This is a genomic window from Bradyrhizobium sp. LMTR 3, from assembly GCF_001693485.1.
Taxonomy (GTDB): domain Bacteria; phylum Pseudomonadota; class Alphaproteobacteria; order Rhizobiales; family Xanthobacteraceae; genus Bradyrhizobium.
In genome coordinates this window covers 293,581-318,625 of the sequence record NZ_MAXC01000001.1, presented here as the reverse complement: position 1 = coordinate 318,625, position 25,045 = coordinate 293,581, and the positions used below count along the sequence as shown (strand labels likewise).

The window sequence follows — 25,045 nt, the reverse complement described above, 5'->3', positions numbered from 1 at the left end:
GTAAGTAGCGAGGGAGCGATTAAGATATGGCTCTTCCGAGGTCAACGAACCGTTTACGCCGCTGGCCCCAAGGCCGTCGTCATGCGGTTTCGCTGACGATGCCAGTATCCCGTCGTCGTGGCATTTTCGTGCAGCCGGTAACCGCCGGATATCCCGGGGGGATTCCCTCGTCAGACGATCACAAGCGCTTGATTTCGGGCCGCCAATCGCCACTTCTCCGGTAATTGCACACCAACGCCCTCTCCGAGCTTTCCGCCCCGCATGGCCCCCAATTTTTCAGATATCGTAGAAGAAGCGCGCCTGTCGGCGCGGGCACTGCTGGATTACGGCGACAGTTTTTTCAATCCCACCGTGCGGCTCGGCGTCACCGGCCTGTCGCGCGCCGGGAAGACCGTGTTCATCACGGCGTTGATCCACGGCTTGACCCGCGGCGGCCGGTTTCCGGTGTTCGAACCCTATGCCTCGGGCCGGATCGCGGGCGCCCGGCTCGAGCCGCAGCCGGACGACGCGGTGCCGCGCTTCGATTATGAAAACCATGTCCGCACCCTGATCGAGGAACGGCGCTGGCCGAACTCGACCACTGACATCTCTGAATTGCGCCTCGTCATCGATTACCAGCGGCAGAATGGCGCGGACCGCACGCTCACCATCGACATCGTCGATTACCCCGGCGAATGGCTGCTCGATCTACCGCTGCTCAACAGGAGTTTCGAGCAATGGTCGGCCGAGAGCCTTGCGCTGTCGCGCGAAGGCCCGCGGGCAACACTCGCCGCGCCCTGGCACGAGCATCTGAAGACGCTTCAACCCCAGAGCCGCGAGAACGAGCAGGCGACGCTCGCCGCCGCAAGACTTTTCACCGATTATCTGCGCGCCTGCCGCGACGAACGTTTTGCCATGAGCCTGCTGCCGCCCGGACGTTTCCTGATGCCGGGTAACCTCGCCGGCTCGCCGGCGCTGACCTTCGCCCCGCTCGACGTGCCCATTGATGGCGCCGCGCCCGACGGTTCGCTGTGGGCGATGATGCGGCGGCGCTATGAAGCCTACAAGGACGTCGTGGTGCGTCCGTTCTTCCGCGATCATTTTGCGCGGCTCGACCGCCAGATCGTGCTGGTCGATGCGCTCGCGGCCTTCAATGCCGGGCCGGAGGCGCTGCACGATCTCGAAGCCGCGCTTGCCGGCATTCTCGATTGCTTCCGGATCGGTCGGAGCACCATCCTCAGCAGCTTGTTTCGTCCGCGGATCGACCGGATTCTGTTTGCCGCCACCAAGGCCGATCATCTGCACCATTCCAGCCACGACCGACTCGAAGCCGTGCTACGGCGGGCCGCCGCCAAGGCAGCCGACCGCGCCGAATATGCCGGCGCCGCCATCGACGTGGTCGCGCTCGCGGCGGTACGCGCCACGCGCGAGGCAATGGTTACGCGCGGCCGGGAGAAGCTGCCGTCGATCCTCGGCACGCCCGCACCGGGCGAGACCGCCAATGGCGATACGTTCGACGGGGAGACCGAAGTGGCGACCTTTCCGGGTGATCTCCCCGCCGATCCCGAAGAGCTGTTCAAGGGCGGCTTTCGCGGCCTTTCCAGCATGCCGTCCGACAGCGCCGACTTCCGCTTCCTGCGCTTCCGGCCGCCGCTGCTGGAGCGCACCGGCAAGGACGAGCCCGCGCTGCCTCACATCCGCCTCGACCGCGCCCTTCAGTTCCTGATCGGAGACCGACTGCAATGAGCGAGAAAACGCCGCATCGGCGGCCGGCGACGTTCAAGCTCGGCGATCCCGGCGTCATCGTGATAGACCCGGAGGAGACCGGTCGCCCCGCCCGCGGCACGGTGCAGATCACGCCGGAGGCGGATCCGGCGCTGCTGCCTGTTCCGCTCGATGCACCGAGGGTCCCGCTGCGCCGCGGCTTTCGCTGGGGAGCGCTGTTCTGGTCGGCTGTCGGCGGGCTGGTGCTGCTCGGCACAGGGCTCGGCGTCGTCAATCTGATCGAGGATCTGTTCGCGCGCAGCCAGACATTGGGCTACGTCGCGCTGGCATTTGCGGTGGCGGCAGGGCTGGCGCTGGCCGTCGTCATCGGCCGCGAAGCATTCGGGCTGGCGCGGCTGGCGGCGATCGAAAAGCTGCATCAGCGCGCCGCCGAGGTGCTGCGCAGCGACGACCGCGCCGAGAGCCGTGCCGTCGTCAACGAACTGCTCAAGCTCGCGCATCAAAATCCGCAACTGGCGCGCGCCCGCGCCACGCTGAAAGGCCACGCCGACGACATCATCGACGGCGCCGACATGATCAAGCTGGCCGAGCGCGAACTGATGGCGCCGCTCGACGAGGAGGCGCGCCGGCTGGTCTCGACGGCCGCGCAGCGCGTCTCGGTCGTGACCGCGGTAAGCCCGCGCGCGCTGATCGACGTGCTGTTCGTGTTCGTCGCCGCGATGCGCCTGATCCGCCAACTGGCGCGGCTCTATGGCGGCCGTCCCGGCACGCTCGGCATGATCAGCCTGTTGCGCCAAATCATCGGCCATCTCGCCATCACCGGCGGCATGGCGGTGGGCGACAGCCTGGTGCAGCAGATGCTCGGGCACAGTATCGCCGCAAAGCTCTCGCAACGGCTCGGCGAGGGCGTGCTCAACGGCCTGCTCACGGCAAGGCTGGGACTAGCCGCCATCGACGTGACGCGCCCCTTGCCGTTCACCGCATTGCCGCGGCCCGCGCTCTCCGATCTCGCGAAGGATTTGCTGAGCAAGCGCGACGATGAGGCGTGAGCCAATCGCCACGCATCTGCTCTCCCCGTCATTCCCGGCGCGACGAGTGGTGTTTGACGCGGGGGTTCGTGCCATCAGATCGATGACACTTATGAATTCCGCGAGCCCCGCGGCAGCTACTTTCTATCCGTCCTATGTCGCGCGGCGCAATTTTAGGAAGTGGCTTGGTCGCGCGTCTTGACGCTATTTCCGTTGCTGCCACTGGATGAATTTCTCAAGTAGAGCGTCGGATTTTTCGGGCGCTTTAGCCGTTCTTGCGGAGGCAGGTTCGGAAACAGCGTGTTCCGGACTATTGCTTTCTTGAGATTGTTGAAACTGCATGAATCCGTGCAGCAGCTCTTGGGAGTCTTTGGGTGTCGTTTGAGCCGGCGTGGCCAATGCGGGAGTGGAAATGGAAACAGCGAGCTCCGAGGGATCGCGCTCTAACTTTGGGACTACCTTAAAAAATACGAGCGCCACGACCACCGCGACACCGATTGCTGCGGCAACTCCGCCCGCAATGGCAAACAGCGCGCGTCGTGGACGGCGTTCGTGGGCGAGCTGCAACTCCAGCGGATGCCGGTTGGATCTGGCGAAGGCTTCCTCACGCATCTCATCAAAACGAGACCGAGAGGAAGTGGGAGGCAAATGGTCCGATCTCGTCTGTGTCGCGTTAGATCGATGGGCCGCTTCACTGCGCACCGCAGGCGGTGCGTAGTACAGGGGATCGTCTGGACTATGGGGCGCGGAATGTTCGTCCGAACGGATGAAACTCATTTGCACTGCTCCTCACGACGCCAAAATTGCTACTCCGGTGCTTTGGTATGGGCGAGATTGTCGTCGCGAAATCCTAGCGAGTCAGTTGCGTTGAGTCATCTCTAAATCACCATCGTTCGCCCAACACCACAAAACGGTTAGGTGAAGGTTCCCCGTCGGCTTTCCAGGCCCTGGGCTTCCGCCCGTCCCGGCATGCCCGCTCCGGTTTTGGTACCTATCGGACATGACTGGCTAGCCTGGCGAGTCCGTGGCTAGGGGCAAGCAGGCCCTGATGCTGCGCGCGTCGATGTCCGAAAGTGACCCCAAGCTGGACCATCAGGGCCGAAGCACAAAGGCCCCAGTTCAACACACGCTATGTCGCCTTCACCGGGCTCGCATCCGATGTTGGTCTGCCATTCGCACGCGTCTCTTACCGCCCAGTCATGGTGGGCCACATCCTGCGCAAAACCCCGTCCTTGATCACATGGTGATGAAAAAGCGCGGCTACGGAATGAAGCAGCGCCACGGCGACAATGATGTTTGCGACGAAGCGAGCCACGTGGCAGAAAATTGGTCGTCCTGCCGATCAGAAACTGGATTGTAACGAGAATTGCGATCACCCAGTGCAGCGTGATCGTCGTGCTATCATAGACTTCCGCTGGATTTTCAGAGCGATCGGACACGTCGCTGCTCAACCCGCTTCCAGTGAGGCGTACTTCTTCTCGAAATCCCACACCTCCTGAAAGCCAATCAACGAGCTGAACTCGTTGAAGTCATAGAGCGCCGCCTGCACCGGCTTGTCGTCAACCAGCGAACCGTAGACATTGTTCAGCGCATAAGCGGCGGCGAGCAGGCCTGCCGTCGGATAAATCGCCATCCGGTAACCGATTTCCCTAAGTTTATCCTGACTGAGGATGGGGGTTCGGCCACCGTGAAGCTGGTTTGAGACCAGCGGCACGTCCAGGCTGATCCGATCTTTCGCATCTCTGCTTCCGATTCCGGGCTCTCGATGAAAATAATATCGGCGCCGGCTTTGGCATACGCTTCGCCACGACGGATCGCTTCGTCGAGCCCGAGCGGCGTGCGGGCATCGGTGCGCGCGATGATCAGAAAGTCTCTTGACGAGCGTGCATCGTTTGCAACCATCAGCTTGTTGATCATTTCCTTGACGGGGATCACGTGCCGGTTCGGCGTGTGACCGCATTTCTTGGGGCTTTGCTGATCTTCGAGCTGGATCGCTGCGGCCCCCGCCTTCTCGTAGCCGCGAACCGTATGATGAACGTTCAGCAGGCCGCCGTAACCGGTATCGCCATCGGCGATCAGCGGCTTGTGCACGGTTTGGGCGATAGCCTGCACGCGATCGAGCATCTGTGAGTAAGTCGCCAGACCGGCATCGGGCAGTCCGAGATAGGACGCCACGGCTCCATAGCCTGTCATGTAAAGCGCGTCGGCCCTGGTGCGATCGGCGAGCTTGGCGGAGACCAAGTCGAAGACCCCGGGACAGGTCACAAACGGCTTTTCCTCGATCAATGTTCTCAGGGTGCGGGAAATCATCGTCATCTCCTGACTGATTTTGAGCCCGCTGCGCGGCAAATCGTGAGCAAATTGATGCTTCACCGTCCCTTTGTCCGGTCGGGCTTCGTGCTGGACCCAATTCGGCGCTCCCCAACATGTAGGCGTGAGAGAGCCTCATTCCAATTAAATACAAATTCATTCGCGGGTTCGGCCGATCACGTATGGCTGATGGCACGCCAACGCATCTGCACCGACGAGGCCAGCAAGCAGAATGAATTTTTTTATAATCGATTTCATCAGCATCGGGCCCCATCTCAGGGTTGGACAGGGCCTAAGATGGACTACGACCATGAGAACAATTCAGAAAGTTGCGATTGCCTCGACAATCGCTTTCTCCGCACTTGCCTTCTTCCCGATGACGGCTTCCACGGCGCAGGCCGGACCGATTGTGCCGTTGGACCATTATTGCTTGTCTTATGACTATGGTGGCACCGACTGCAGTTTTACAAGCTATGCGCAATGTCAGGCTACTGCATCGGGACTCGCAGCCGAATGCTACGGCAAGACCATTCGTGATGACGAGCACGAACGCCCCTGGGACGCCGGCCACGATCGCTCCCTGCGGTGAACCGGAGGCGAAGTGTTCGCTTTCAATGGTGCCGTCCGGGCAAGCAATATCCACCCTGAAGCCAGGCCTCCCGGCCCTGGACCGTCAGCCGAAAACCGTGCAGCATTCACAATGGCGCGACCAGACTGAGGCCGAGACCGACGACATGAGAGATGTCGATGGTCTCATCGACTTTTCGTCCGAGCAGCAGCACGTCGCCATTTTTCATCCTCCGTGCCATTGCGCGGACCGTCTGCCGCACCTTGCAACCCCCAATCGACCCCGACGATACCCGCGCGGCGCGCGGGGCTATCGATCCGCAATTCCGCAGGCAGCTGCTCCACAAACAATCGCGCTGGTCTGTTGTTGGGCCCAGAGCTGACGTAAACCTCTCGCGCGCACGAAAATATCTCTTACTTTCGCTCTCGCACTGCTGGTGGAATTATCGGTTCATAGGTCAGCCGCGCTTCAGTTTGGGCGCCGACGCACCCGCTGTGGCGACCAGATGGCTGGTCGCCACTACCTTTCCCGGTTTACCGCACCAAGCGGTGCGTATGCGTTAGCGAGATTCGAAGCCTTTCGATTTTAGAACTGACTGTGTGGCTGGAGATCTCAGGAAGCTGACGAACGCGTTGGCTGCCTCCAATTGCGTCGTCCCAGCTACTGCTGCCGCGGCATACACCGTGAAGTTCTGAATCTCAGTGGGCAACGCACCCACGAGGTCAACTCCCGAGACAAGCGTTGTATCACTCGTCAATCCAAAACCGATGTCAACTTCACCCTTCGCTACCGATTGCAACACAGCTTGGCTGTTTGGGAGCAATCGGATGCGAGGCTTCATCTCGGCGGTCAGCCCAAGCCGCTCGATCAACCCCGCTACATGTGTGCCGCTGACGCCCCCGCTGGCGGGGTCGCCGTAGCTGATCGACTTTGCGTTCGCTAAAGCACGCTTAAACGCGTCGATCGAAGTGACGTCGGGCTTTGGTACGCCGGTTCGGACGAATACACCAACTCCGACTTGAGCAACATCAACCCGGCTGCCAGCTACAATCCTTCCGAGCTTTTGCAGTTCATCCAGTTGCGGTCCAGCTAGGATCGCAACATCTGCCGGTTCGTTTCTTTTCAATCGATCGAGAATGACTCCGACGGTTGCATACTCGACCGATACCTTGTCGCCCGAAGACTTTTCGAACTCCCGGGTGACATCAGCTATAACCGCTCGCAGCGCGATAGGACTAAGAAGTTTTATATCCGCCGCACTCGATACTGAAATATCAATCGAAGCGAGGAGTGCACTTGCAACTGCAAGCCATTTCCAATTCATGGCTGTCCTCCCTTGATTAAACTTTGTGATTTTTTGCTTTGGCCGTTTAGGCAAGTGCACTGTGGATGAGGGCCACCTCTCACTCAAGCAGGCGGGGCCCCATGGAAATAAATAAACCAGGTCAGGCCGCCATACCTTTCGGCAACAGGAGGACACCCCACGCGTAATCGCTACTAATCATCGTCATCACAGCTCGCTCCAGCGTTGGTTTCCAGCTGCGCCTCGACGGGATGTCAACTATTGGCCCGTATGCGACGACTCCGACCTGTGACGTAGCGTCTGTTGCTAGGGGTGGACCGGCCATGGTTCAGACGCGGGCCAACCGACGCAACTGACCCAAAACCGGCTGTTTCGGTGACGTCGCCTTTTGGCCCTACGCGGATCAGGGTCAACGTCGTGGCCGCGGATTGACATTTCTCTCTACGGGGAGATTGCATGGCGCGCGCAGCTTTACGGACCTCGTCATGAAGCTTATTGCGCATCGTGGATGGTCCGCGGGTCGGGGTGAAAACTCGCTCGCCGCATTCGCACGTGCCGCCCGTGACGGCAGAATATCTGGTGTCGAATTCGACGTCTGCCTTGCAGCGGATTCCGACACATTGGTGGTGTCACACGAGCCGCCGCGTCATGTCGAGAATGCGCTTACCCTCGATGCGGCACTGTCGCTTCTTTTGCCGACTGACCTTGAACTGTTTGTGGAGGTGAAGGAGACGGGACTTGTCTCTAGAGTCATCGAGAGGCTGGTTGCCAGCAACGTGGCCCGTCGCTCGGTCGTATTTGCCTTTGCCGCCGTCGCAAGATCCTTTCCGTGGGAGGGTGCGCGACCGGTGCGCCTGGGCATCATCGTCATGTACCCGTGGAACCTGAATCGTGCGGTGCGCAGGTATGCGCCGGATGTCCTCCTGCTCGGCTGGGACGCGCGCGCTTGGACGCGAGTCGCTTTTCGCGCCTGGTGGTCCGTTTTCTCGCTTGAGCAGCTTGCGCGACGCCACCACGTGCCGGTTGTGGTAGGAGTCGTGCAACGCATGAACGACCTTCATTGGCTCTCGCGGCAGCACCTCTACGGGGCGGTTGCCGACGTCGACCACACTATCGGCCGCAGCGCCAGACCTGATTAGGCCCGCGCAAACCCGTTCGTCGCCCGTGAAGTATTCGAAAGCAGCTGACAGATCGGCCTGATCTGGCGTGGGGAACCGGCTGTTTTCGGTGACGTCGCCTTTTGGCCCCTTAGCGGACATCCCGGCCGCACTGACTGATGTTCGCGCCTTGCTCGCCATCGATCATCGAACGCGCTTGCGGATGGTGGCACGCGAAGCCTGTCATCGGGCGGCATTCGCGCGACCCGTTGGCTTTGCTCACGCTACGGACAGCAGGCTGATTTGCGGCCGCGCGCAAGTGCAATTGCGACAAGACAACCCGGACGGCAAATCACTTCTGATTTTCAGAAATCGTGTCAAGCCCAAGAAACAAAAAGAATCAAAAATATTCCGCTTAACTTCCGGAGCAAATCATCGGCATAACTGCGCCCGTCTCACCCATGGAGGGGCGCTCGCGAACGTCACGAACGTGCGGTGGGATGCGGTGGACGCGAGAGGCGCGATAGACGTTGCGCGCCGGAAGCGTACGGCGAAGTCGTGTGGTTCGGGCGCCGCGGTGCTGGCGTTAAGTTCTTTGAGAAGCGAAAGCTTCTCGGGGGCGACGGAGGCAAAAGAGCCGTTCTCCGGGAAGAGCACGAAGTAAGCCGTAAAGCCATTGCGCAGGGAAGGCCGGGATGCTCCCGCTGTACCTGTATGCTCGTGTGCGCTTTTGCTATGCGCAACTGCACACGAGACCGCGGGTGCAGCAAGCACCCGGTCTTCCCTGCGCCCTCCATTTGAGAGGGCGGGAAAAGAAGATGCAAACCTCGGGCAAAACATGTCGCGAGAATGCGAAACTGTGACCACACGTCATGCGAGCGAAGCGAAGCAATCCATTGTCACCTCATACTCGGAAAGATGGATTGCTTCGCTTCGCTCGCAATGACGTGGAAAGGCCGCGGCGCACTGGATTCCCCGCATGCGCGGGGGATGACGACCTTACCCAAGGCCGGCAGCCTGCCCCCAATCCCCGGCCAGCACGCGCCAGCGGAACAGCGGCGACTCCGGTGGCGGCGAGAGTTCGGGCGTCCAGCCGGTGAGCTTTTCCAGCGCGTAGGTATCCATCACCATCCCGCGCCAGACACGCTCGACCCGCTCCAGCGGCTGCCGCTTCGCAGTGGTGAGATCCCACAGCGGCAGGCGATGGTCCGGCTCGCGGGCGACGTAGAGGCCGGGATGATCCTTGATCAGGTTCATGCCGGGATCGCGAAAGCCCTGAAACCGTCCACGCTCGTTGATCTGGATGACCGGCACCTGCCCTTTGAAATGCCAGCGCAACATTGCATAGGTGCGATAGTCCGACGTCGCGATCCAGGTCGCGCCGGTCTTCTGCAACTGCTCGCGCGCGCGCGCCGCGACCTGCTCATAGCCGGCCTCGCCGCCGACGGGATCGGTCCTGCCAATAAAATTCCAGGGCGCCGCGACGTAATAGAAGAACACGCCGACAACGAAGGCGATGCCGGAGATGACGGCCACCCTCGCCCACCGGAACGTCGATTGGACCATCCATTCCGAAAACCCCTCGCGCGGCAGCATGACGAGATTGATGGCGGTCGCGGCAAAGCCGGCGGGCCACAGGAACATCGGCCAGGTGTCGCCGACGCGGAGCGTCAGCGACTTCCAGAGGAAATAGAGGAAAGGCACCAGCACGGCGGTCGACAGCAGGATCGCGACCGGCTCGCGCGTGCGGTAACCGCGCCAGGCCGTCAGCGTTACGCCGGACAGCACCACCGGCAGCAGCACGAAGCCGACAAGACCGAACTGCAGGCCGATGAATTCGCCGACAGTGCGAAGCGACAATTGATGGGTCGCGACCGCGCGCACGAACTGGAAACGGAACGAGGCCCAATCGTGCTGCGCATTCCAGATCAGCACCGGCGAGAACACGATCGCTGCGATCAGCGCTGCCCGCCATGGATACTGGCTGAGCAGCCAGCGCCGCCGCCAGTCCGGCACCAGCACGAACGCCACAACCGCCGGCAGCAGCAGGATCGCGGTGAACTTCGACAGCAGCGCAAACCCTGCGAACAGTCCCGCGGCAAGCCACCAGCGCGGGTTGCCGCTCTCGTTGAGCCGCACCAGCGCCCACAGCATCGCGACCGCGAACGGGATCATCGCGGTATCGGGCGCGACCTTCGCCATCAACAGCCCGTAATACAGCGCTGCTTCCGGCAGCAGCAAGGCGAAGATCACGGCGCGAACATCATGCGTCACGCGCCGGACGATGTCGGCGAGCAGGAGCTGCGTGACCAGCATCGCGACGATGCCGCCGAACCGCACACCGAGATTGGTGTCGCCGAAGATCGCGGTGCCGAACCGGATCAGCCAGGCGATGCCGGGCGGATGATCGAGAAAAGCGAGCGAGCTCTCCTTCGACCAGGTCCAGTAATAGGCCTCGTCGGTGCGCAGATCGAGCACGCTGGCATAGACCAGCCGCATCGCCGTCAACGCGGCGATCAGCAGCGCCACGGCAAGCCACGGCGGCGTGGCAGAACGGTCCGGTTTTGCTTGGCTGTTATTGGGCGGGGCTATGGTCACGGCGCGCTTTTCCTCGACTGTGCCGGGAGTGTCAACGAGCCCTAAACAAAAACTGTCCCGCACACCCACCTCGTCATTCCGGGGCTCGCGAAGCGAGAACCCGGAATCCATCGGGACACGGTTGATGCGGGCAGATGGATTCCGGGCCTGCGCCCAAGGGGGCGCATCCCGGAATGACGGTGCCGTGAGGCCGGGGCGACCAGAGTATTCACCGTCCGAATTACGCATTAGTATCGCCCAATATTGACCCTATGGATCGCATGGCCGCCCTCTCCCGAGACCAGATCACGACCTTCCTCCGCGGCATCAGCCTGCGGCAGGTCCGCCTTGCCAGCGGCGTGATCCTGTTCGCCTATCTGGTCAGCCATTTCCTCAACCATGCGCTCGGCAACATCTCGCTGGAGGCGCTGGCGACCGGCGTCTATCTTCATACGTCGTTCTGGCAGTTCCTGCCCGTCACGGTCCTGTTCTACGCGGCATGCCTCGTGCACACCGCGCTCGGCATCTGGGCATTGTATGAACGCCGGCAATTCCGCTGGAAGGCGATCGAGCCGCTGCAGCTTGCGCTCGGCCTCAGCGTGCCGATGCTGATCATCGCCCATATCATCGGCGTCCGGCTCGGCCAGACGCTTTACGGGCATGAAAAGCTCTACCCGCAGGTGCTGTTCCTGTACTGGATCTGGGCGCCGTGGCGGATCTGGATGATGCTAGCGGTCATGACCATCGCGTGGGTGCATGGCTGCATCGGACTGTATCTCTGGCTGCGGATGCGGGCGTTCTACAAGCGCGCCGCCCCGTTCCTGCTCGCCGCGGCGGTACTTATTCCGACGCTCTCCATGCTCGGCTTCTATCAGAGCGGGCGCATGGTGATTGACAATGACAGCGTCGAATGGCGGGCGGAAACCCAGTCGGAGCGCCAACTCGGCACGCGGGACGAGGCGCAAGCGCTCGAACGCATCACCGACTATTTCCTGTTCGGCTATTTCGGCCTGATCGGTATCGCGCTGGTGGCGAGAGGCGTGCGCGCCATCAACGAGCGCCGCCGCGGCATGATCAGCCTGTCCTACGGCAACGGCCGAACGGTGCGCGTTCCGAAGGGCCTGAGCGTGCTCGAGGCGAGCCTGCGCAACAACGTGCCGCATGCCAGCGTCTGCGGCGGCCGCGCCCGCTGCTCGACCTGCCGCATCCGCATCATCGGCGACTGCTCTGCGCTGCCAGAGCCTTCGCAGCGCGAGGCGTTCGTGCTTGGCCGGGTCGGCACGTCGGATCCATCCATCCGCCTCGCCTGTCAGTTGCGGCCGCCAGCCGATCTCTCATTCTTTCAACTCTTTCTGCCGCACACCTCCGCCGACGGTCACGAGTCGCATCCGACGCGGATCGGTCAGGAGCGCTATCTCGTCAGCCTCTTCGTCGACATGCGCGGCTCGACCAAGCTTGCGGAAAAGCGCCTGCCGTTCGACACCGTCTTCATCGTCAACCGCTTCCTCGGTGCGGTGTCGCAGGCGGTGCTCGCGAGCGGCGGCATGCCGAACCAGTTCGTTGGCGACGGCATGCTGGCGCTGTTCGGACTTTCGACCAGCCGGCAGGAAGCCTGCCGCCAGGCATTGCTGGCGGCTGCGATGATCGCCGCCAACATCGATGAATTGAATAAGTTTCTCGAACATGATCTGCGCGAACCGATCCGCTTCGGCATAGGCATCAACGGCGGCGAAGTGATCGTCGGTGATATCGGCTACCGCGACCACATGGTGTTCACCGCGCTCGGCGACGCCGTCAACGTCGCTGCGCGCCTGCAGGACATGACCAAGAGCCTTGCATGCGAAGTCGTCGTCTCGGACGAAGTTCGCGCTACCGCTGGCCTCGCCGCCGATGCATTGCCGCAGCATGAAGTCGAGATCCGCGGACGCAACGAGCCGATGATCGTACGCAGCGTGACAGACGCGCGGATGCTGCCGGCGCTGGCTAACGAAGAGCAAAGCGCCGCCGCGTGAAACCGCTCCGGCAATGGTGGTTCGAGGCGCATGAACAATCGTTCAGAAAATTGTCGGCGAACGCGGCGCGGCCATGCCTAAGGGCTCGCTGCTGCCTCCCTCCAGGCGGAAGAATGGCGTCAACGCAGCGGATCGATCCACTCGCCAAAAATTGGAATTGCCGGCCGCCCGGCCGCGTCAAATGGGGCCGAAACCCTCAAAACGGCTGGAATCGGATGGGAATCGGGGCATTTTTGCCGAAACGGCCGGTCCGTTTACGCTACCCAGCCTGCCCCAACCCGCGTATCCTGATGGTACGGGCATGCCGGTTAGTGCGGGGACCGGCGGCTCGTTTATTTTTTTGATTCCGCGGAGACGACGTGAATGGCTAAAGGTACGGTGAAGTGGTTCAATCCGACCAAGGGTTACGGGTTCATCCAGCCCTCGAGTGGCGGCAAGGACGTGTTCGTTCATATTTCGGCAGTTGAGAAAGCTGGTCTTTCGACGCTCAATGAAGGGCAGACCGTCGAGTATGAAGAGATCGCCAACCGCGGCAAGACTTCTGCCGAGAATCTCAAGGTTTAGCGCGACCACGCAATCGGCAACGGCGCACTCTCGGAGTTAGATCCGGGAGTTGAGGCTAGGGCCTAAGAAACTTCTCGAAAACTGTGAGCGTTCGGCGGAGCGGGCACCGCTTCTGCACGCACGATGGCTAGATCGTTGCGTGAAAAACCGGCCGCTCAATCTTCCGTGATCCACTTCTGAACCGTCATCACGTCGGGTGGCTGCAGGTAGCCGCGCGGCCAGAGATCGACGACCCATTCGACCTTGGTGGCGCGATCGACCAGCACCGCGGTGTTGTGCGGCGTCTGCAATACCAGCGTATTGCCGCGATAGCGCGGATCGCCGATCGCGTGATGCTTCAACAGGCCCCACTCCTGCAGCACCAGCAAAAGGCTGGTGGTGTTGCGCGTGGTGTCCCAGCAATCGTAATTGTGCTTGTCGTCGAAGTAGCGGAAATCAGCTTTCGCCACGCGCTTGTTGGTGCCGATGATCGGCCCCATACGGCGGTCGAACCAGACCACCGCCTTCTGCACCGCCGCGCGTTCGGCCGCGGCCGAGGTGCGGCCCGCTTGCATGATCTGCGTCAGCGCGCTGCGGTCGGCGGCCGTGAAATCGAGGATCTCGCGGCGCCGGCAGACGAAGCCGTAGCACACGGTCATGGATTTGGCTGAGGGCGGATAGATCGAAACCGAGCTGTAGAGGTTGGCGACCTCGGCACTCATCTCGACCGCTCTCGCCGGCAGCGCTGCAAACAGCGCGGCGAGGAGCACGCCAAGCGCGGCCGCGAAGCTGGTCCGCATTCGGCTTCCCTGTATCGGCGGAGCGGCACCCCTCATGATCCCTGCTGTTCCCAAGCGACGGCGTGCCTGACGATTAGCGCGGCTCCTGCACGCTGCCAACCAGCAAGCCCGCGATCTGTGGATCAGGCCGCGGAAATTCCGGCCGCTGTGTTTTCCATGCGCCAGTCGGTTCCGCCGGCGCCGCCATCCCAGGCGGCAATTGAGGGGACTTGCGGGCCTGTTCCGCCCATCCCGGCCCCGTTAGACTGGCCGAAGCCAAGAGAAATCCCATGCTAGAAATCCCATGCTGATTCCTCCGTCGCCGCTTCCACCCTTCAGCGCGCCCTACGCGCCCGATGACCGCGCGCTGGCCGCCCGCCTGCTCCAGGCCGCGCGGCTGGACGCGGCGCAGGAGCGGCGCATCGATCGCGCAGCGACTGCGCTGATCAAGGCCATCAGGGCCAATGACGATCCGCTCGGCGGGGTCGAGGACATGCTGCGCGAGTTCGCGCTGTCGACCAAGGAGGGGCTGGCGCTGATGGTGCTGGCGGAAGCGCTGTTGCGGGTCCCGGACGCCCGTACCGCCGACCAGTTCATCGAGGACAAGCTCGGCCAGGGCGATTTCGTCCATCATGAAACCAGGTCGAGCGCCTTCCTGGTCAACGCCTCGGCGTGGGCGCTCGGCATGTCGGCCCGCGTGATCCAGCCCGGTGAGACCCCGCAGGGCACCATCGGGCGGCTGACCAAGCGGCTGGGCGCACCCGCCGTGCGGGCGGCAACGCGGCAGGCGATGCGGCTGATGGGCAATCATTTCGTGCTCGGCGAGACCATCGAGGCGGCGCTGTCGCGGGCGCAACCGCATTCCGCGCGCCAGCAACGCTACTCCTTCGACATGCTCGGCGAAGGCGCCCGCACTGCCGACGACGCCGCGCGCTACTTCACTTCCTATGCCAGCGCCATCGAGGCGATCGGCCACACGGCCGATGACCGTCCCCTGCCCGACCGGCCCGGCATCTCGGTCAAGCTCTCGGCACTGCATCCCCGCTTCGAGGCGGTAAGCCGGGCGCGGGTGATGAGCGAACTGGTCCCTCGGCTGATCGACCTCGCCAGGCAAGCCAAAGCCTATGATCTCAATTTCACCGTTGATGCCGAGGAAGCGGACCGGCTGGAATTGTCGCTCGACGTGATCGCGGCCGCTTTCGCTGATCCCTCGCTTGCCGGCTGGGACGGATTTGGCCTCGCGATCCAGGCCTATCAGAAACGGGCCAGTGACGTGATCGATTACGTCGATCGTCTCGCACGCAGCCTCGACCGCAACATGATGGTGCGGCTGGTCAAGGGCGCCTATTGGGACACCGAGATCAAGCGCGCGCAGGAACGCGGGCTCGACGGCTATCCCGTATTCACCCGCAAGGCGATGACGGACCTGAACTACGTTGCCTGCGCAAAGCAATTGCTGGCGCTGCGGCCGCGGATATTTCCGCAGTTCGCCACCCACAATGCGCTGACGGTCGCGACCATCCTCGAACTGGCAACGGAGCAGAGCGGATTCGAATTCCAGCGCCTGCACGGCATGGGTGAAGCGCTCTATGCAAAGCTCGGCGAGGACCGTCCCGATATCGCTCATCGCACCTACGCGCCGGTCGGCAGCCACCGCGACCTCCTCGCCTACCTGGTGCGGCGATTGCTGGAGAACGGCGCCAATTCATCCTTTGTCGCGCTCGCCGCCGACGAGGCGGTGCCGGTCTCGCAATTGCTGCGGCGCCCGGCTGATATCGTCGGCAGCGCCGATAATGCCAGACATCCGAATATCCCGCTGCCGCGCGACCTCTATGGGCCGCAACGAAAAAACTCTCACGGAATCGAATTCGGTGAACGCGCGGCGTTGAGCAAACTCGTCTCGGCCATCGCTGCGGAACGACTGCCCGCATCCGGAAGCATTGCGGATGCGACGGAGATGGAGGCGAATGCGGCGGTATCGGCCGCACGCGCCGGCTTCACGAATTGGAGCAGAACGCCGGCCACGACACGCGCAGCGGTGCTGAAAACGGCCGCTGACCTATTGGAATCCCGCGCGGCGCATTTCATCGCCCTGCTGCAACGAGAGGGCCGCAAGACGCTGGACGATTCGGTATCGGAAGTCCGCGAAGCCGTGGACTTCTGCCGCTACTATGCGGCGCAGGGACGCGAGCTGTTCGGCGAAGGCAAGCCGCTGCCGGGGCCGACCGGCGAGAGCAATATGCTCCGTCTGCGCGGCCGCGGCGTCTTCGTCGCGATCTCGCCGTGGAATTTTCCGCTCGCGATCTTCCTCGGACAGGTCACGGCGGCATTGATGGCGGGCAACGCGGTCGTTGCGAAGCCGGCCGAACAGACGCCGCTGATTGCGGCTGAAGCCATCAGGCTGTTGCACGAAGCCGGCGTGCCGGCATCAGCGCTGCATCTGGTGGCCGGCGACGGCCGGATCGGCGGCGCGCTGGTGGCGCATCCCGATATCGCCGGTGTTGTCTTTACCGGCTCGACCGAGGTGGCGCGCACGATCAATCGCGCGCTCGCCGCTAAGGACGGGCCGCTTGTGCCGCTGATCGCCGAGACCGGCGGCATCAACGCGATGATCGTCGACGCCACCGCGCTGCCCGAACAGGTCGCCGACGACGTCGTGACCTCGGCATTCCGTTCCGCCGGCCAGCGCTGCTCGGCCCTGCGGCTGTTGTTCCTGCAGGACGACGTCGCCGACCGCGTGATCGAGATGATCGCGGGCGCGGCGCGCGAACTCGTCATCGGCGACCCCTGCGATCCGGCCACTCATATCGGACCGGTGATTGATGCCGAGGCCAAGCAACGGCTGGACGCGCATATCGAAAGGATGAAGAAAGAAGCCCGGGTGCACTTTGCGGGTCACGCACCACAAGGCAATTACGTCGCGCCGCATATTTTTGAACTGTCCGATGCCGGTCAGCTCACGGAAGAAGTCTTCGGTCCGGTGCTGCATGTGGTGCGCTACCGCGCCGACCGGTTCGACGAGGTTCTGCAATCGGTCGAGCGCTCCGGCTATGGGCTCACCCTCGGCATCCATTCCCGGATCGACGATACGGTGGAAGACACGATCGAGCGCCTGCAGGTCGGCAACATCTACGTCAACCGTAACATGATCGGCGCCGTCGTCGGCGTGCAGCCGTTCGGCGGCCACGGGCTATCCGGCACCGGGCCCAAGGCCGGCGGGCCGCATTATCTGGCGCGTTTTGCAACCGAGCAGACGGTGACCATCAACACGGCGGCTGCCGGCGGAAATGCAGCACTGATGTCTGGCGGCGAGTAGTTGCATCACCCACCCCACATGGGCCAAATGGCATCCGAATTCCAGCTTTCGCTGGCGGTAATTCCGACCCACGAAAAAAATCAACAAGCCACACGGAGCGGCGGCACTATGGAAAAGGGTATCTTCGACGGCCTCAAGGTTCTGGATTGCGCGAGCTTCATCGCTGCGCCCGCGGCCGCCACCGTGCTGTCGGATTTCGGCGCCGACGTGATCAAGATCGAGCCGCCCGGCGCCGGCGATCCCTATCGCAATCTGCCGAATTTACCGGGCTACCCGCATAGCGAGCATAATTTCGCGTGGATGCTGGAGGCGCGCAACAAGCGGAGCCTTGCGCTCGATCTCTCCAAGCCCGAGGGACAGGCGGTGCTGCATTGCCTCGCCGCCCAGGCCGACGTCTTTATCACCAACTATCCGCCGCAGGTGCGCCAACGGCTCGGCATCACCCACGAGCATCTGGCACCCCACAACGAGCGCCTGATCTACGCCTCGTTCACCGGCTATGGCGAGAAGGGCGAGGAAGCCAACAAGCCCGGCTTCGACTCCAATGCCTATTGGGCGCGCTCCGGCCTGATGGACCTGGTGCGGGCGGACGAACATACGACGCCGGCACGCTCGATCGCCGGCATGGGCGACCACCCATGCGCGATGGCGTTTTACGGCGCGATCGTCACCGCGCTCTACAAGCGCGAGCGCACCGGCAAGGGCTCGCATGTCAGCTCCAACCTGATGGCCAATGGCGTCTGGGCCGCTTCAGTGCTGGCGCAAGCCAAACTGGTCGGCGCGAAGTTCGGCGAACGCCGCCCGCGCGAGCGCGCGCTGAACGCGGTGACCAACCACTACCAGTGCAAGGACGGACGCTGGCTGATCCTCTCCCTGCTCAACGAGGACCGGCAATGGCCGACGCTGGCGCGCTGCCTTGGCCGCGAGGATCTCATCACCGATCCCCGCTTCGAGACCAAGAAGGACCGTCATGCTCGGTCGATTGAGCTGATCAAGATTTTCGACGAGACGTTTGTGACCAAGGACCTTGCGGAATGGCGCAAGATCCTCGACGGCAACGGCCTGGTATTCGGCGTGGTCGGCATCCTCGACGATATTCCGAATGACAGGCAGATGATCGAGAACGAGGTACTGGTGCCGTTCGAAAACGACACCATGCTCACGATCAACAGCCCGATCTGGGTCGACGGCAGCCGCAAGGTCCAGCCGCGCAAGCCGCCCGGCATCGGCGAGCACAGCGACGAAATCCTGCGCAACGCCGGCTATGACGAGGCGGCAATCGGCAAGCTGCGCGCCGCCGGCGCAGTGGCGTGAGGTAACGAGCCATGCCCAGCTATCGCCTGCATTACTTCCCGGAATCCGGAAACAGCTACAAGCTCGCGCTGATGCTCACGCTGTGCGGGCAGACATTCGAGCCGGTCTGGACCGATTTCGGCGGTGGCGTCACGCGCACGCCGGAATGGCGGCGCGACGTCAATCCGATGGGCGAAATTCCGGTGCTCGAAGTGGATGGCGAGCGTCTCACCCAGACCGCGCCGATCCTGCTCAAGCTGGCAAAGCAATTCGGCCGGTTCGGTGGTGAGACCGAGCAGCAGGAGTTCGAACTGCTGCGCTGGCTGTTCTGGGACAACCACAAGCTCACTGGCTACATGGCGACCTACCGCTATTTCCGCACCTTCACGCCGTCGCCGGACGAGCACGTGCTGAAACATTTCCGCAGGCGGCTCGACGATTTCCTGTCGATCCTCGAACAGCACATGCAGAACAATGCATTCGCGATCGGCGAACGGCCGACGGTGGCCGACATTTCCATGATGGCCTATCTGCATTATCCCGCCGACGAGACCGGATATGATTGGGCTGTGAGCCATCCCGCGATCAACGCCTGGCTCGGACGCATGGCGCAACTGCCCGGCTGGAAATCGGCCTATGATCTGTTGCCCGGCAAGCGCTTGACGCATTACGCCAAATAATCGTGCGTCAAGTGACCTTGCGTATCGCTAGACTAGCGGCTTTTGACGAAGCACATGCCGATGCGCGAGATCTTGCCGGCGGCTTGACAGGTCAGCCCTTCGGCGCAGGTCCAGTCGCGGAAACTCGTGTCATTGTTGGCGGACGGCTTGCCCTGCACATAGCAATGCGCGCCCCAGCCGTCGTAATAGTTGCTGCCGGCGAGTTCGGTGCTGCCGCGCAACTGCGGACGGCTGGCAAATCCGCGCGAATAGTCCGGCGGCTTGCCGTCGCGCAGGCTTTCAAGAATATCGCGGCGGCGGATCTGGTCACCGAAGAAATGCGGCGATGCCGGCACGACGGTTGTATTCGAAGGCTTGTGAGCCATCCAGTCGACGCCGGGGAAATGAAAACCACCGATGCCGCGCGTCTGATGGCAGCCGGAACAGGTCACGTCGTTGAGGCGTCGTTCGAACCCGGCAAGCGAGCGGATATTGTGCAGCTTCGCGCCGCCTTCCGTGGCTCTCCTTAGCGCCGCCACCACGTCAGCGTCGCTGAACACGGCGCCCTCTCCCTGCACCAGCCCGAATTCCGGCTCCAGGTCCGACGGATCGAATCCCACCGGCGTTGGCGCGATCGCGCCATGCGCGAGGAATTTTTCCGGGATCAGCACGGTGCCACGATCGAACGCGACGAGATTGACGGGATCGAGCAGCCATGCCCTGAACTCGCGCTTGAGGCCATCGTCCGCCAGAAGGCGCGCACGGTCGATCTGGTTCTCCATCGGCGATTCCACGAACGCCCGCGCTTGCCGGTCGTAGCGAAACACCTTCAGCAGATAATCGGTACGGAATTCGCGGACCGAGGATTTCGGCGCGTGCGCGATCTGGAGATTGGTCTCGATGCGGTCGATATTCTGATAGTCGATCAGATCGAGCGGGCCGTCGCTAGCCGACGGCTCTCCGCCGAGCCAGCGCTTGGCAATTTCGGAACATGCGATCGCCGCCCCCTCGCCTCTTGCCTTCAGCACGAGGTTCAGCGTCATCGGCAGCCGCGGCGGCACCGCATCGTCACCCGCCGCCTTGTTGATCCGCGTCAGGCGGTAAATCAGGCGTATCTCGCCACAACTTGCTTCCGCGGTGAAAGTGCGGTCCATGCGATTGACAATGCCGGCCAGCACGAACCGCGTCTCTTGCGAATAGAGCAGCGTGCGGTCGAACAATTGGAAATCAAAGCCCTCGCCGACGCCGATCGTCTCCTTCGGCAGGCTCGCGTGATGCCGCGCGATATAGCGATCGAACTCGCCGTCGATCGCCTGCCGGACCGCCGCCATCGATGGCAAGGCGAACAACTCGCTGTTGGCAAGCGGTGTATCCGCCGACCGCTCCGGCACCAGCATGCGGTCCAGGCGAAATTTTCCGCCATCGAGTTCGCGCAACGTCGCGGGATCGGTGATGGCGGCACCGCGCTCAAGCGCAGCATCTTGTGCCGCATGCGCCGACGAAACGCCACACAGCAGAGCAAACAAGATGGCGAGAAATCGTGGCGCGCGGCTCATGTCGCAACTAACACCGCGCAAAGAGGTCTATTCAAGAAAAAAGGCGCTTCACATCGCCGTGAAGCGCCTTGCTGCTCGTTTGTCGTGCCGTTATCGCGCGACGATCAGGCCCTTGCTGGTCACGACCACCCAGCGGCCGTCCTGCTTGCGAATGGCGTCGACCCGGCCGAGACCGGGCACGGGGTCGCCGGCATAGACCTCATACATGCCGCGGCGGCTCTCGATCAGCGCGCTGCCATTGCCGACATCGCGCAATACCCAGCCTTCGACGGTCGGCAGCCGGGCGACTTCAGGCTTGGGCGGAGCCGCGGGTGCTGGCGCTGCGGCCGCAACCTGCTGCGGCACCGAGCCGGTCACGTCCTTTGCAGGGGCCGGCGCGGCCGCAGCGGTCGTTGCGGAGGCCTGGGTGGCGCGGAGCTTGTCGACGGTCTCGCTGAGCTTGGCGAGTTTGGCGGCGGGCTCGGCCTGGGCCTTTTCAACCTTGTCGAGGCGATCGCTGGCCTTGTTGAACTGGCCTGTCGTCGTCTTGGACGTCTGCTCCAGGCTCGCCTTCAGTGCACCGATCTCGGCATCGAGCCGCGCCACCGAGGCTTCGAGGGCGCTGTCCTTCGCCGACGCCTGGGTCGAATCTCCGGCCATCAACTTTCCAACGCCTGTGGTCGCCAGGGCGCCACCGAGCGCCCCCGCCACCGTTGCCAGCGCCACGACGGCGGCCATGGCCCCGATCCTGCGCTTGCCGGACGATGCCTCCGACGGCGCAGCCTTCGTCTCAGTGCCGACGCGGTCGCCAGGCGACATGATTGTCACATTGCCGGGGAAGCGCGGCGCTTCCGGCTTTACGGCGTCGATCTTGGGAGCATCAACCTTTGGCGCCTCGACCTTTGGCGCTTCCATGTTGACGGCGTCCACCTTGGGCGCGTCTGGCTTCGGGGCGGTCTCTTCCTGCTCGGGCGCCAGTCTCACGGGCTCGACCTCAGCCGCGGCGGTTACCGGCTCGCTCGGCGCCGGCTTGTCAGGCGCGGCTGGCCCGGCACCAAGGGTTCCGGTTTCACCGCTGCTGGGCTGGGACTGCTGATCGCTCACGTTGGATTCTCCAGAATTGATTGACCATTTGGTAACTTTTATTGCTTGCCAAATCGTTACCGGCTCGCGCCTTACCGAAATTTTAGGAACTCATCCGGTCCGGTTTTGGCCTGATACACGTCAGCCATCCCGGTCCAGCCTCTCCCATGCTGCCCTGCGGCATCCGTGGTTCCGTTTGCGCCGGCTCTTTTCCCGACTAACATGGACGCAACCGACCAGCCAGAAAGGCAGGGGGCCACCATGACCATCGAGAAATGCATCAACGAGTTTGATGTAGATGACGTCATTTTTGAGGAAGGCTCGACCGGGCGGGAACTGTTCGTCGTGCTCGACGGCAAGGTCGAGATCGCCAAGATGAACGGCGCCAGCAAGACCGTGATCGTCACGCTCGGCAAGGGCGAGTTCTTCGGCGAGATGGCGGTCATCGACGGCTCGGCGCGTTCGGCAACCGCCATTGCGGCCACCCCACACACCCGCGTGATGCGCATAAATCACGCCCGCTTCGTCTACCTGGTGAGCCAGCAGCCTGCCTTTGCGCTGATGATCATGGATGCGCTCAGCAAGCGCCTGCGGGCCTCCAACACGGTCGCCTTCCGAGCCGCGGGCGGTTCATGAGCGAGCGCAGACCAAGCCCGTTCAAGACGCTGCTCGAGGGCGACGTCTGTACGCTGATCCAGGCTGCCGAAGACGTCTATCAGGTCCGTTTCAAGAACCGTGGGGCGAACGCCTATCTGGTGCGCGGAAGCTCGCGCACCATCCTGATCGATGTCGGGCTGTCCTCGAACTATCCGCACCTGCTGACGTCCCTCGATCACATCGGGGTGAAGCCCGACGATGTCGATATGGTGGTGCTGAGCCACGAGCATCTCGACCACATCGGCGCGGCCTATCATTTCCACGGCCGCGCCTTCATCGCCGCGCACAGGCTCGCCGCCAACAAAATCATGCTGCGCGACGACTTCTCAATGCTGCGCAAGATGTTCAACGAGCCGAACGTGCCGATCAACATCGATCTCTGGCTCGAGGAAGGCAATCTGATCGACCTCGGCAATTTCCGCCTCAACGTGATGCACACGCCAGGCCACACCTCGGCCTGCATCACGCTGTTCGACCAGGACAAGGGACTGTTGTTCGCCTCCGATACGCTGATGCCCGGCGGCGTGATGGGCGGCGTGTTCGGTTCCGGCAGCATTGCCGACTACATCCAGTCGCTGGAGCGGCTGAAGGGCCTGAACTCGAAGATCCTGCTGTCGGGCCACGGACGGCTGTCCGATACGCCGCAGGAGGACGTGCGGATCGCGATCCAGCGCTCGCATGGATTGTTGTCGGACACCGCGCAATTATTCGACGCGCTGGATGCGCGAGCGAATTTCGAGCCGGTCATGCAGTCGGTGCGCGACCTCAACAAGCTCGACGACTGACCCGTCATTGCAAGCGCCAGCGACTTGTCCGCCATAGCTCAAAGAGCGAAGGCGGAAGCAATCCATTGCGCGCCGCCCCGGAAAGAATGAATTGCTTTGTCGCTATCGCTTGACGCGGCGAGGGAAGGCCCATTGCTGAAGCAGCCGGCCGCCGCGCCCCTTGAATCGCACAATGTCGAGCAGTTCACTCACCACTCAAGAAAAAGGCCGGCGGGCGTTACGCCGCCGACCTTGTCTTGCAACTGCCGGCTCGCAGGTCCGGTTCCGTTGCTTTGCATTCCGCTTGCTGCATTATCGGTAACACCCAGCGCCGGCTGATGCCATTGCATGCAGGTATGGCCAACCCGTCCAAAGGTAGCCTCCCACTATGGAAACGGATGGCGCCAACTATCCAAGGGTTTAGGGCAGCGGTAGCGAGTTACAGCACCACCGGCGTATCCGGCAGTTCGTTCATCCCGCCGCCCGCCTTCGGAAAATGCGCCGCCAGTTCGCGCGACACCGCCTGGACGCCACTGATCACGCCCCGCTCGAAATGCCCGGCGCGGAAATCGGTTTCGATCTGCCGGCAGATTTTCTCCCACTCCTCAGCGCCGACCTTGGCGTTGATGCCGCGGTCGGCGACGATCTCGACGTCGTGATCGGCGAGCAAGAGATAGATCAGCACGCCGTTATTGTCGGCGGTATCCCATATCCGCAAATGCGAAAAGACGTCCAGCGCCCGCTCACGCGCCGGCTGGTTGCGAAACAGCGGCGCGCCGTCGAGCGCGCCTTCGACCACGAAACGGACCTGCCCGGAATGAGTTGCCTCGCCCGCTTTGATCGCCTGTTCGATCCTCGCCAAGACGGCGGGCGGGAAATCGCGGCGGCGGCGCCAATGATGCTGGAGAAGATGCCTGATGATACGCCCGATGCTCATGTCTACCAGCTCCCCGATGCACCGCCGCCGCCAAAGCTGCCACCGCCACCGCGGAACCCGCTGTCGCTGGAGCTGCTACCGCCGCTGCCACCGACCCATCCACTGTCTTTACCGCGGCGTCCCACGCTTGGGCCCATCGAACCCATGTTCTGGACGAGGAAACTCACGACGAACGCGATAAAGCCGATGAGAACCGCTACTGCGAGCGATCCCACAACGAACCAGCCGAAGACGCCTACGATGCCGCCGGTGGCCGCCGCGCCGATGAATCGGCCAAGCACCGCCCTCAGCACCCCGCCGACAATGAAAACGAAGACGAGGATAAATGGATTGAACGGGTCGACATAGTTGGACAGGCCGGGACTTTGCCAGTGTGGCGGCTCCGGCTCCGGCAGTTTCTCGCCATTGGCGACCGCGATCATCCTGATAACGCCAGCCGAAACACCGCCGGCGAAATCGCCGCTCTTGAGTTTTGGCGTGATGTCCTCGTCGATGATGCGCTTGGTGGTGGCGTCGGTCAGCGCGCCCTCGAGGCCGTAACCGACCTCGATCCGCAAGCGGCGATCGTTCTTGGCGATCACGAGGAGCGCGCCGTCGTCGATCTTCTTGCGGCCGATCATCCAGGCTTCCGCGACGCGGAGCGCGAATTGCTCGATGGCCTCGCCGTCCGTCGTCGGCACGATCAGCACCGCGATCTGGCTGCCCTTTCGCGCCTCGAGATCCCCAAGCTGCTGCGTCAGCGAAGCGACGTCGCCCGCAGTGAGCGTGCCGGTCTGGTCGACGACCCTCCCGCTCAAGGGCGGCACCGCGACGAGCGCCAGCGCTGAAGCAGCCCAGCACAGCAGTAGCGCAAGAAGGGACGCTCTCGCAGCGTTCATCG

22 protein-coding genes are annotated in these 25,045 nt (G+C 62.8%); 12 read left to right on the top strand and 10 right to left on the bottom strand.

Annotation, left to right across the window (positions count from 1 at the left end; all coding sequences use genetic code 11):
• Positions 1-261: 261 nt before the first annotated feature.
• Entirely contained in the window at positions 262-1,725 is a 1,464-nt protein-coding gene (locus LMTR3_RS01475) for a YcjX family GTP-binding protein (RefSeq protein WP_065743299.1), read from the top strand.
• Entirely contained in the window at positions 1,722-2,753 is a 1,032-nt protein-coding gene (locus tag LMTR3_RS01470) for a YcjF family protein (RefSeq protein ID WP_065743298.1), read from the top strand. The genes LMTR3_RS01475 and LMTR3_RS01470 overlap by 4 nt, the downstream gene beginning before the upstream one ends.
• Before the next feature lie 183 nt (positions 2,754-2,936).
• Here LMTR3_RS01470 and LMTR3_RS01465 read toward each other — a convergent pair whose 3' ends face one another.
• The 3 genes from LMTR3_RS01465 to LMTR3_RS01460 all read right to left on the bottom strand — a co-directional run bounded on the left by LMTR3_RS01465 (position 2,937) and on the right by LMTR3_RS01460 (position 5,042).
• Complete coding sequence (locus LMTR3_RS01465; protein WP_141686423.1) at positions 2,937-3,509, bottom strand: hypothetical protein; 573 nt, start codon at positions 3,507-3,509, stop codon at positions 2,937-2,939.
• 670 nt (positions 3,510-4,179) lie between these two features.
• Positions 4,180-4,365, bottom strand: coding sequence for a hypothetical protein (locus LMTR3_RS39010; protein WP_245319686.1), 186 nt, complete (start codon positions 4,363-4,365; stop codon positions 4,180-4,182).
• Positions 4,317-5,042 carry an isocitrate lyase/PEP mutase family protein gene (locus LMTR3_RS01460; protein WP_245319685.1) on the bottom strand — a complete coding sequence of 242 codons (726 nt, stop codon included), beginning with the start codon at positions 5,040-5,042 and terminating at the stop codon, positions 4,317-4,319. Before LMTR3_RS01460 ends, LMTR3_RS39010 begins: the two co-directional genes overlap by 49 nt.
• A gap of 310 nt (positions 5,043-5,352) precedes the next feature.
• On the opposite strand from LMTR3_RS01460, the gene LMTR3_RS01455 reads away from it, so the two are divergent.
• Positions 5,353-5,631 carry a DUF3551 domain-containing protein gene (locus tag LMTR3_RS01455; protein ID WP_035728233.1) on the top strand — a complete coding sequence of 93 codons (279 nt, stop codon included), beginning with the start codon at positions 5,353-5,355 and terminating at the stop codon, positions 5,629-5,631.
• 538 nt (positions 5,632-6,169) lie between these two features.
• Here the strand turns inward: LMTR3_RS01455 and modA are convergent.
• On the bottom strand, positions 6,170-6,934 hold the full coding sequence (gene modA / locus LMTR3_RS01450; RefSeq protein WP_065743295.1) for a molybdate ABC transporter substrate-binding protein: 765 nt from the start codon (positions 6,932-6,934) through the stop codon (positions 6,170-6,172).
• A 464-nt stretch (positions 6,935-7,398) separates the two neighbouring features.
• Between modA and LMTR3_RS01445 the strand changes: the two genes are divergently transcribed.
• Both LMTR3_RS01445 and LMTR3_RS37245 read left to right on the top strand, forming a co-directional pair.
• Positions 7,399-8,052: a glycerophosphodiester phosphodiesterase gene (locus tag LMTR3_RS01445; RefSeq protein WP_141686422.1), complete on the top strand. Its 654-nt coding sequence runs from the start codon at positions 7,399-7,401 to the stop codon at positions 8,050-8,052.
• 88 nt (positions 8,053-8,140) lie between these two features.
• The gene (locus LMTR3_RS37245; protein WP_176721800.1) at positions 8,141-8,674 is read left to right on the top strand and encodes a hypothetical protein; all 534 of its coding nucleotides are present in this window, start codon (positions 8,141-8,143) and stop codon (positions 8,672-8,674) included.
• A 335-nt stretch (positions 8,675-9,009) separates the two neighbouring features.
• Here the strand turns inward: LMTR3_RS37245 and LMTR3_RS01435 are convergent, their stop codons facing one another.
• Positions 9,010-10,509 carry a glycosyltransferase family 39 protein gene (locus tag LMTR3_RS01435; protein WP_245319693.1) on the bottom strand — a complete coding sequence of 500 codons (1,500 nt, stop codon included), beginning with the start codon at positions 10,507-10,509 and terminating at the stop codon, positions 9,010-9,012.
• 359 nt (positions 10,510-10,868) lie between these two features.
• On the opposite strand from LMTR3_RS01435, the gene LMTR3_RS01430 reads away from it, so the two are divergent.
• Positions 10,869-12,599 (top strand): adenylate/guanylate cyclase domain-containing protein, encoded by a 1,731-nt coding sequence (locus LMTR3_RS01430; RefSeq protein WP_065743357.1) that lies wholly within the window; start codon positions 10,869-10,871, stop codon positions 12,597-12,599.
• 363 nt (positions 12,600-12,962) lie between these two features.
• Entirely contained in the window at positions 12,963-13,163 is a 201-nt protein-coding gene (locus tag LMTR3_RS01425; RefSeq protein WP_028351035.1) for a cold-shock protein, read from the top strand.
• 155 nt (positions 13,164-13,318) lie between these two features.
• On the opposite strand, the gene LMTR3_RS01420 is transcribed toward LMTR3_RS01425, so the two are convergent.
• A complete protein-coding gene (locus tag LMTR3_RS01420) occupies positions 13,319-13,942 on the bottom strand; it encodes a hypothetical protein (RefSeq protein ID WP_065743292.1) in 624 nt (207 codons plus the stop codon).
• Between the two features lie 283 nt (positions 13,943-14,225).
• Here LMTR3_RS01420 and putA point away from each other — a divergent pair, with 283 nt between their 5' ends.
• From putA to LMTR3_RS01405, 3 genes are all read left to right on the top strand, one after another.
• Positions 14,226-17,237: a bifunctional proline dehydrogenase/L-glutamate gamma-semialdehyde dehydrogenase PutA gene (putA, locus tag LMTR3_RS01415; protein ID WP_065743291.1), complete on the top strand. Its 3,012-nt coding sequence runs from the start codon at positions 14,226-14,228 to the stop codon at positions 17,235-17,237.
• A gap of 108 nt (positions 17,238-17,345) precedes the next feature.
• Positions 17,346-18,551, top strand: a complete 1,206-nt coding sequence (locus LMTR3_RS01410) for a CaiB/BaiF CoA transferase family protein (protein WP_065743290.1) — start codon at positions 17,346-17,348, stop codon at positions 18,549-18,551.
• An 11-nt stretch (positions 18,552-18,562) separates the two neighbouring features.
• Complete coding sequence (locus tag LMTR3_RS01405; RefSeq protein WP_065743289.1) at positions 18,563-19,210, top strand: glutathione S-transferase family protein; 648 nt, start codon at positions 18,563-18,565, stop codon at positions 19,208-19,210.
• Between the two features lie 32 nt (positions 19,211-19,242).
• On the opposite strand, the gene LMTR3_RS01400 is transcribed toward LMTR3_RS01405, so the two are convergent.
• A complete protein-coding gene (locus LMTR3_RS01400; RefSeq protein WP_065743288.1) occupies positions 19,243-20,745 on the bottom strand; it encodes a hypothetical protein in 1,503 nt (500 codons plus the stop codon).
• Positions 20,746-20,835: 90 nt separating this feature from the next.
• Positions 20,836-21,828 (bottom strand): hypothetical protein, encoded by a 993-nt coding sequence (locus LMTR3_RS01395; protein WP_065743287.1) that lies wholly within the window; start codon positions 21,826-21,828, stop codon positions 20,836-20,838.
• A 240-nt stretch (positions 21,829-22,068) separates the two neighbouring features.
• Here LMTR3_RS01395 and LMTR3_RS01390 point away from each other — a divergent pair, with 240 nt between their 5' ends.
• Together LMTR3_RS01390 and LMTR3_RS01385 are read left to right on the top strand one after the other, a co-directional pair.
• Positions 22,069-22,443, top strand: a complete 375-nt coding sequence (locus LMTR3_RS01390; protein WP_065743356.1) for a Crp/Fnr family transcriptional regulator — start codon at positions 22,069-22,071, stop codon at positions 22,441-22,443.
• Positions 22,440-23,249 (top strand): MBL fold metallo-hydrolase, encoded by an 810-nt coding sequence (locus tag LMTR3_RS01385; RefSeq protein ID WP_065743286.1) that lies wholly within the window; start codon positions 22,440-22,442, stop codon positions 23,247-23,249. The genes LMTR3_RS01390 and LMTR3_RS01385 overlap by 4 nt, the downstream gene beginning before the upstream one ends.
• 418 nt (positions 23,250-23,667) lie before the next feature.
• Here the strand turns inward: LMTR3_RS01385 and LMTR3_RS01380 are convergent, their stop codons facing one another.
• Positions 23,668-24,165, bottom strand: a complete 498-nt coding sequence (locus LMTR3_RS01380) for a TPM domain-containing protein (protein WP_065743285.1) — start codon at positions 24,163-24,165, stop codon at positions 23,668-23,670.
• 2 nt (positions 24,166-24,167) lie between these two features.
• A complete protein-coding gene (locus LMTR3_RS01375) occupies positions 24,168-25,043 on the bottom strand; it encodes a TPM domain-containing protein (protein ID WP_065743284.1) in 876 nt (291 codons plus the stop codon).
• Positions 25,044-25,045: the final 2 nt, after the last annotated feature.

What these genes read in the sequence shown, in the direction of transcription:
- LMTR3_RS01435 (WP_245319693.1), bottom strand. Translation starts at nt 10,509, where the DNA reads ATGCGGCTGGTCTATGCCAGCGTGCTCGATCTGCGCACCGACGAGGCC.
- modA (WP_065743295.1), bottom strand. Translation starts at nt 6,934, where the DNA reads ATGAATTGGAAATGGCTTGCAGTTGCAAGTGCACTCCTCGCTTCGATT.
- LMTR3_RS01425 (WP_028351035.1), top strand. Translation starts at nt 12,963, where the DNA reads ATGGCTAAAGGTACGGTGAAGTGGTTCAATCCGACCAAGGGTTACGGG.
- LMTR3_RS01465 (WP_141686423.1), bottom strand. Translation starts at nt 3,509, where the DNA reads ATGAGTTTCATCCGTTCGGACGAACATTCCGCGCCCCATAGTCCAGAC.
- LMTR3_RS39010 (WP_245319686.1), bottom strand. Translation starts at nt 4,365, where the DNA reads ATGGCGATTTATCCGACGGCAGGCCTGCTCGCCGCCGCTTATGCGCTG.
- LMTR3_RS01420 (WP_065743292.1), bottom strand. Translation starts at nt 13,942, where the DNA reads ATGCGGACCAGCTTCGCGGCCGCGCTTGGCGTGCTCCTCGCCGCGCTG.
- LMTR3_RS01460 (WP_245319685.1), bottom strand. Translation starts at nt 5,042, where the DNA reads ATGATTTCCCGCACCCTGAGAACATTGATCGAGGAAAAGCCGTTTGTG.
- LMTR3_RS01400 (WP_065743288.1), bottom strand. Translation starts at nt 20,745, where the DNA reads ATGAGCCGCGCGCCACGATTTCTCGCCATCTTGTTTGCTCTGCTGTGT.
- LMTR3_RS01405 (WP_065743289.1), top strand. Translation starts at nt 18,563, where the DNA reads ATGCCCAGCTATCGCCTGCATTACTTCCCGGAATCCGGAAACAGCTAC.
- LMTR3_RS01475 (WP_065743299.1), top strand. Translation starts at nt 262, where the DNA reads ATGGCCCCCAATTTTTCAGATATCGTAGAAGAAGCGCGCCTGTCGGCG.
- LMTR3_RS01375 (WP_065743284.1), bottom strand. Translation starts at nt 25,043, where the DNA reads ATGAACGCTGCGAGAGCGTCCCTTCTTGCGCTACTGCTGTGCTGGGCT.
- LMTR3_RS01410 (WP_065743290.1), top strand. Translation starts at nt 17,346, where the DNA reads ATGGAAAAGGGTATCTTCGACGGCCTCAAGGTTCTGGATTGCGCGAGC.
- LMTR3_RS01430 (WP_065743357.1), top strand. Translation starts at nt 10,869, where the DNA reads ATGGCCGCCCTCTCCCGAGACCAGATCACGACCTTCCTCCGCGGCATC.
- LMTR3_RS01390 (WP_065743356.1), top strand. Translation starts at nt 22,069, where the DNA reads ATGACCATCGAGAAATGCATCAACGAGTTTGATGTAGATGACGTCATT.
- LMTR3_RS01455 (WP_035728233.1), top strand. Translation starts at nt 5,353, where the DNA reads ATGAGAACAATTCAGAAAGTTGCGATTGCCTCGACAATCGCTTTCTCC.
- LMTR3_RS01385 (WP_065743286.1), top strand. Translation starts at nt 22,440, where the DNA reads ATGAGCGAGCGCAGACCAAGCCCGTTCAAGACGCTGCTCGAGGGCGAC.
- LMTR3_RS01445 (WP_141686422.1), top strand. Translation starts at nt 7,399, where the DNA reads ATGAAGCTTATTGCGCATCGTGGATGGTCCGCGGGTCGGGGTGAAAAC.
- LMTR3_RS01380 (WP_065743285.1), bottom strand. Translation starts at nt 24,165, where the DNA reads ATGAGCATCGGGCGTATCATCAGGCATCTTCTCCAGCATCATTGGCGC.
- putA (WP_065743291.1), top strand. Translation starts at nt 14,226, where the DNA reads ATGCTGATTCCTCCGTCGCCGCTTCCACCCTTCAGCGCGCCCTACGCG.
- LMTR3_RS01470 (WP_065743298.1), top strand. Translation starts at nt 1,722, where the DNA reads ATGAGCGAGAAAACGCCGCATCGGCGGCCGGCGACGTTCAAGCTCGGC.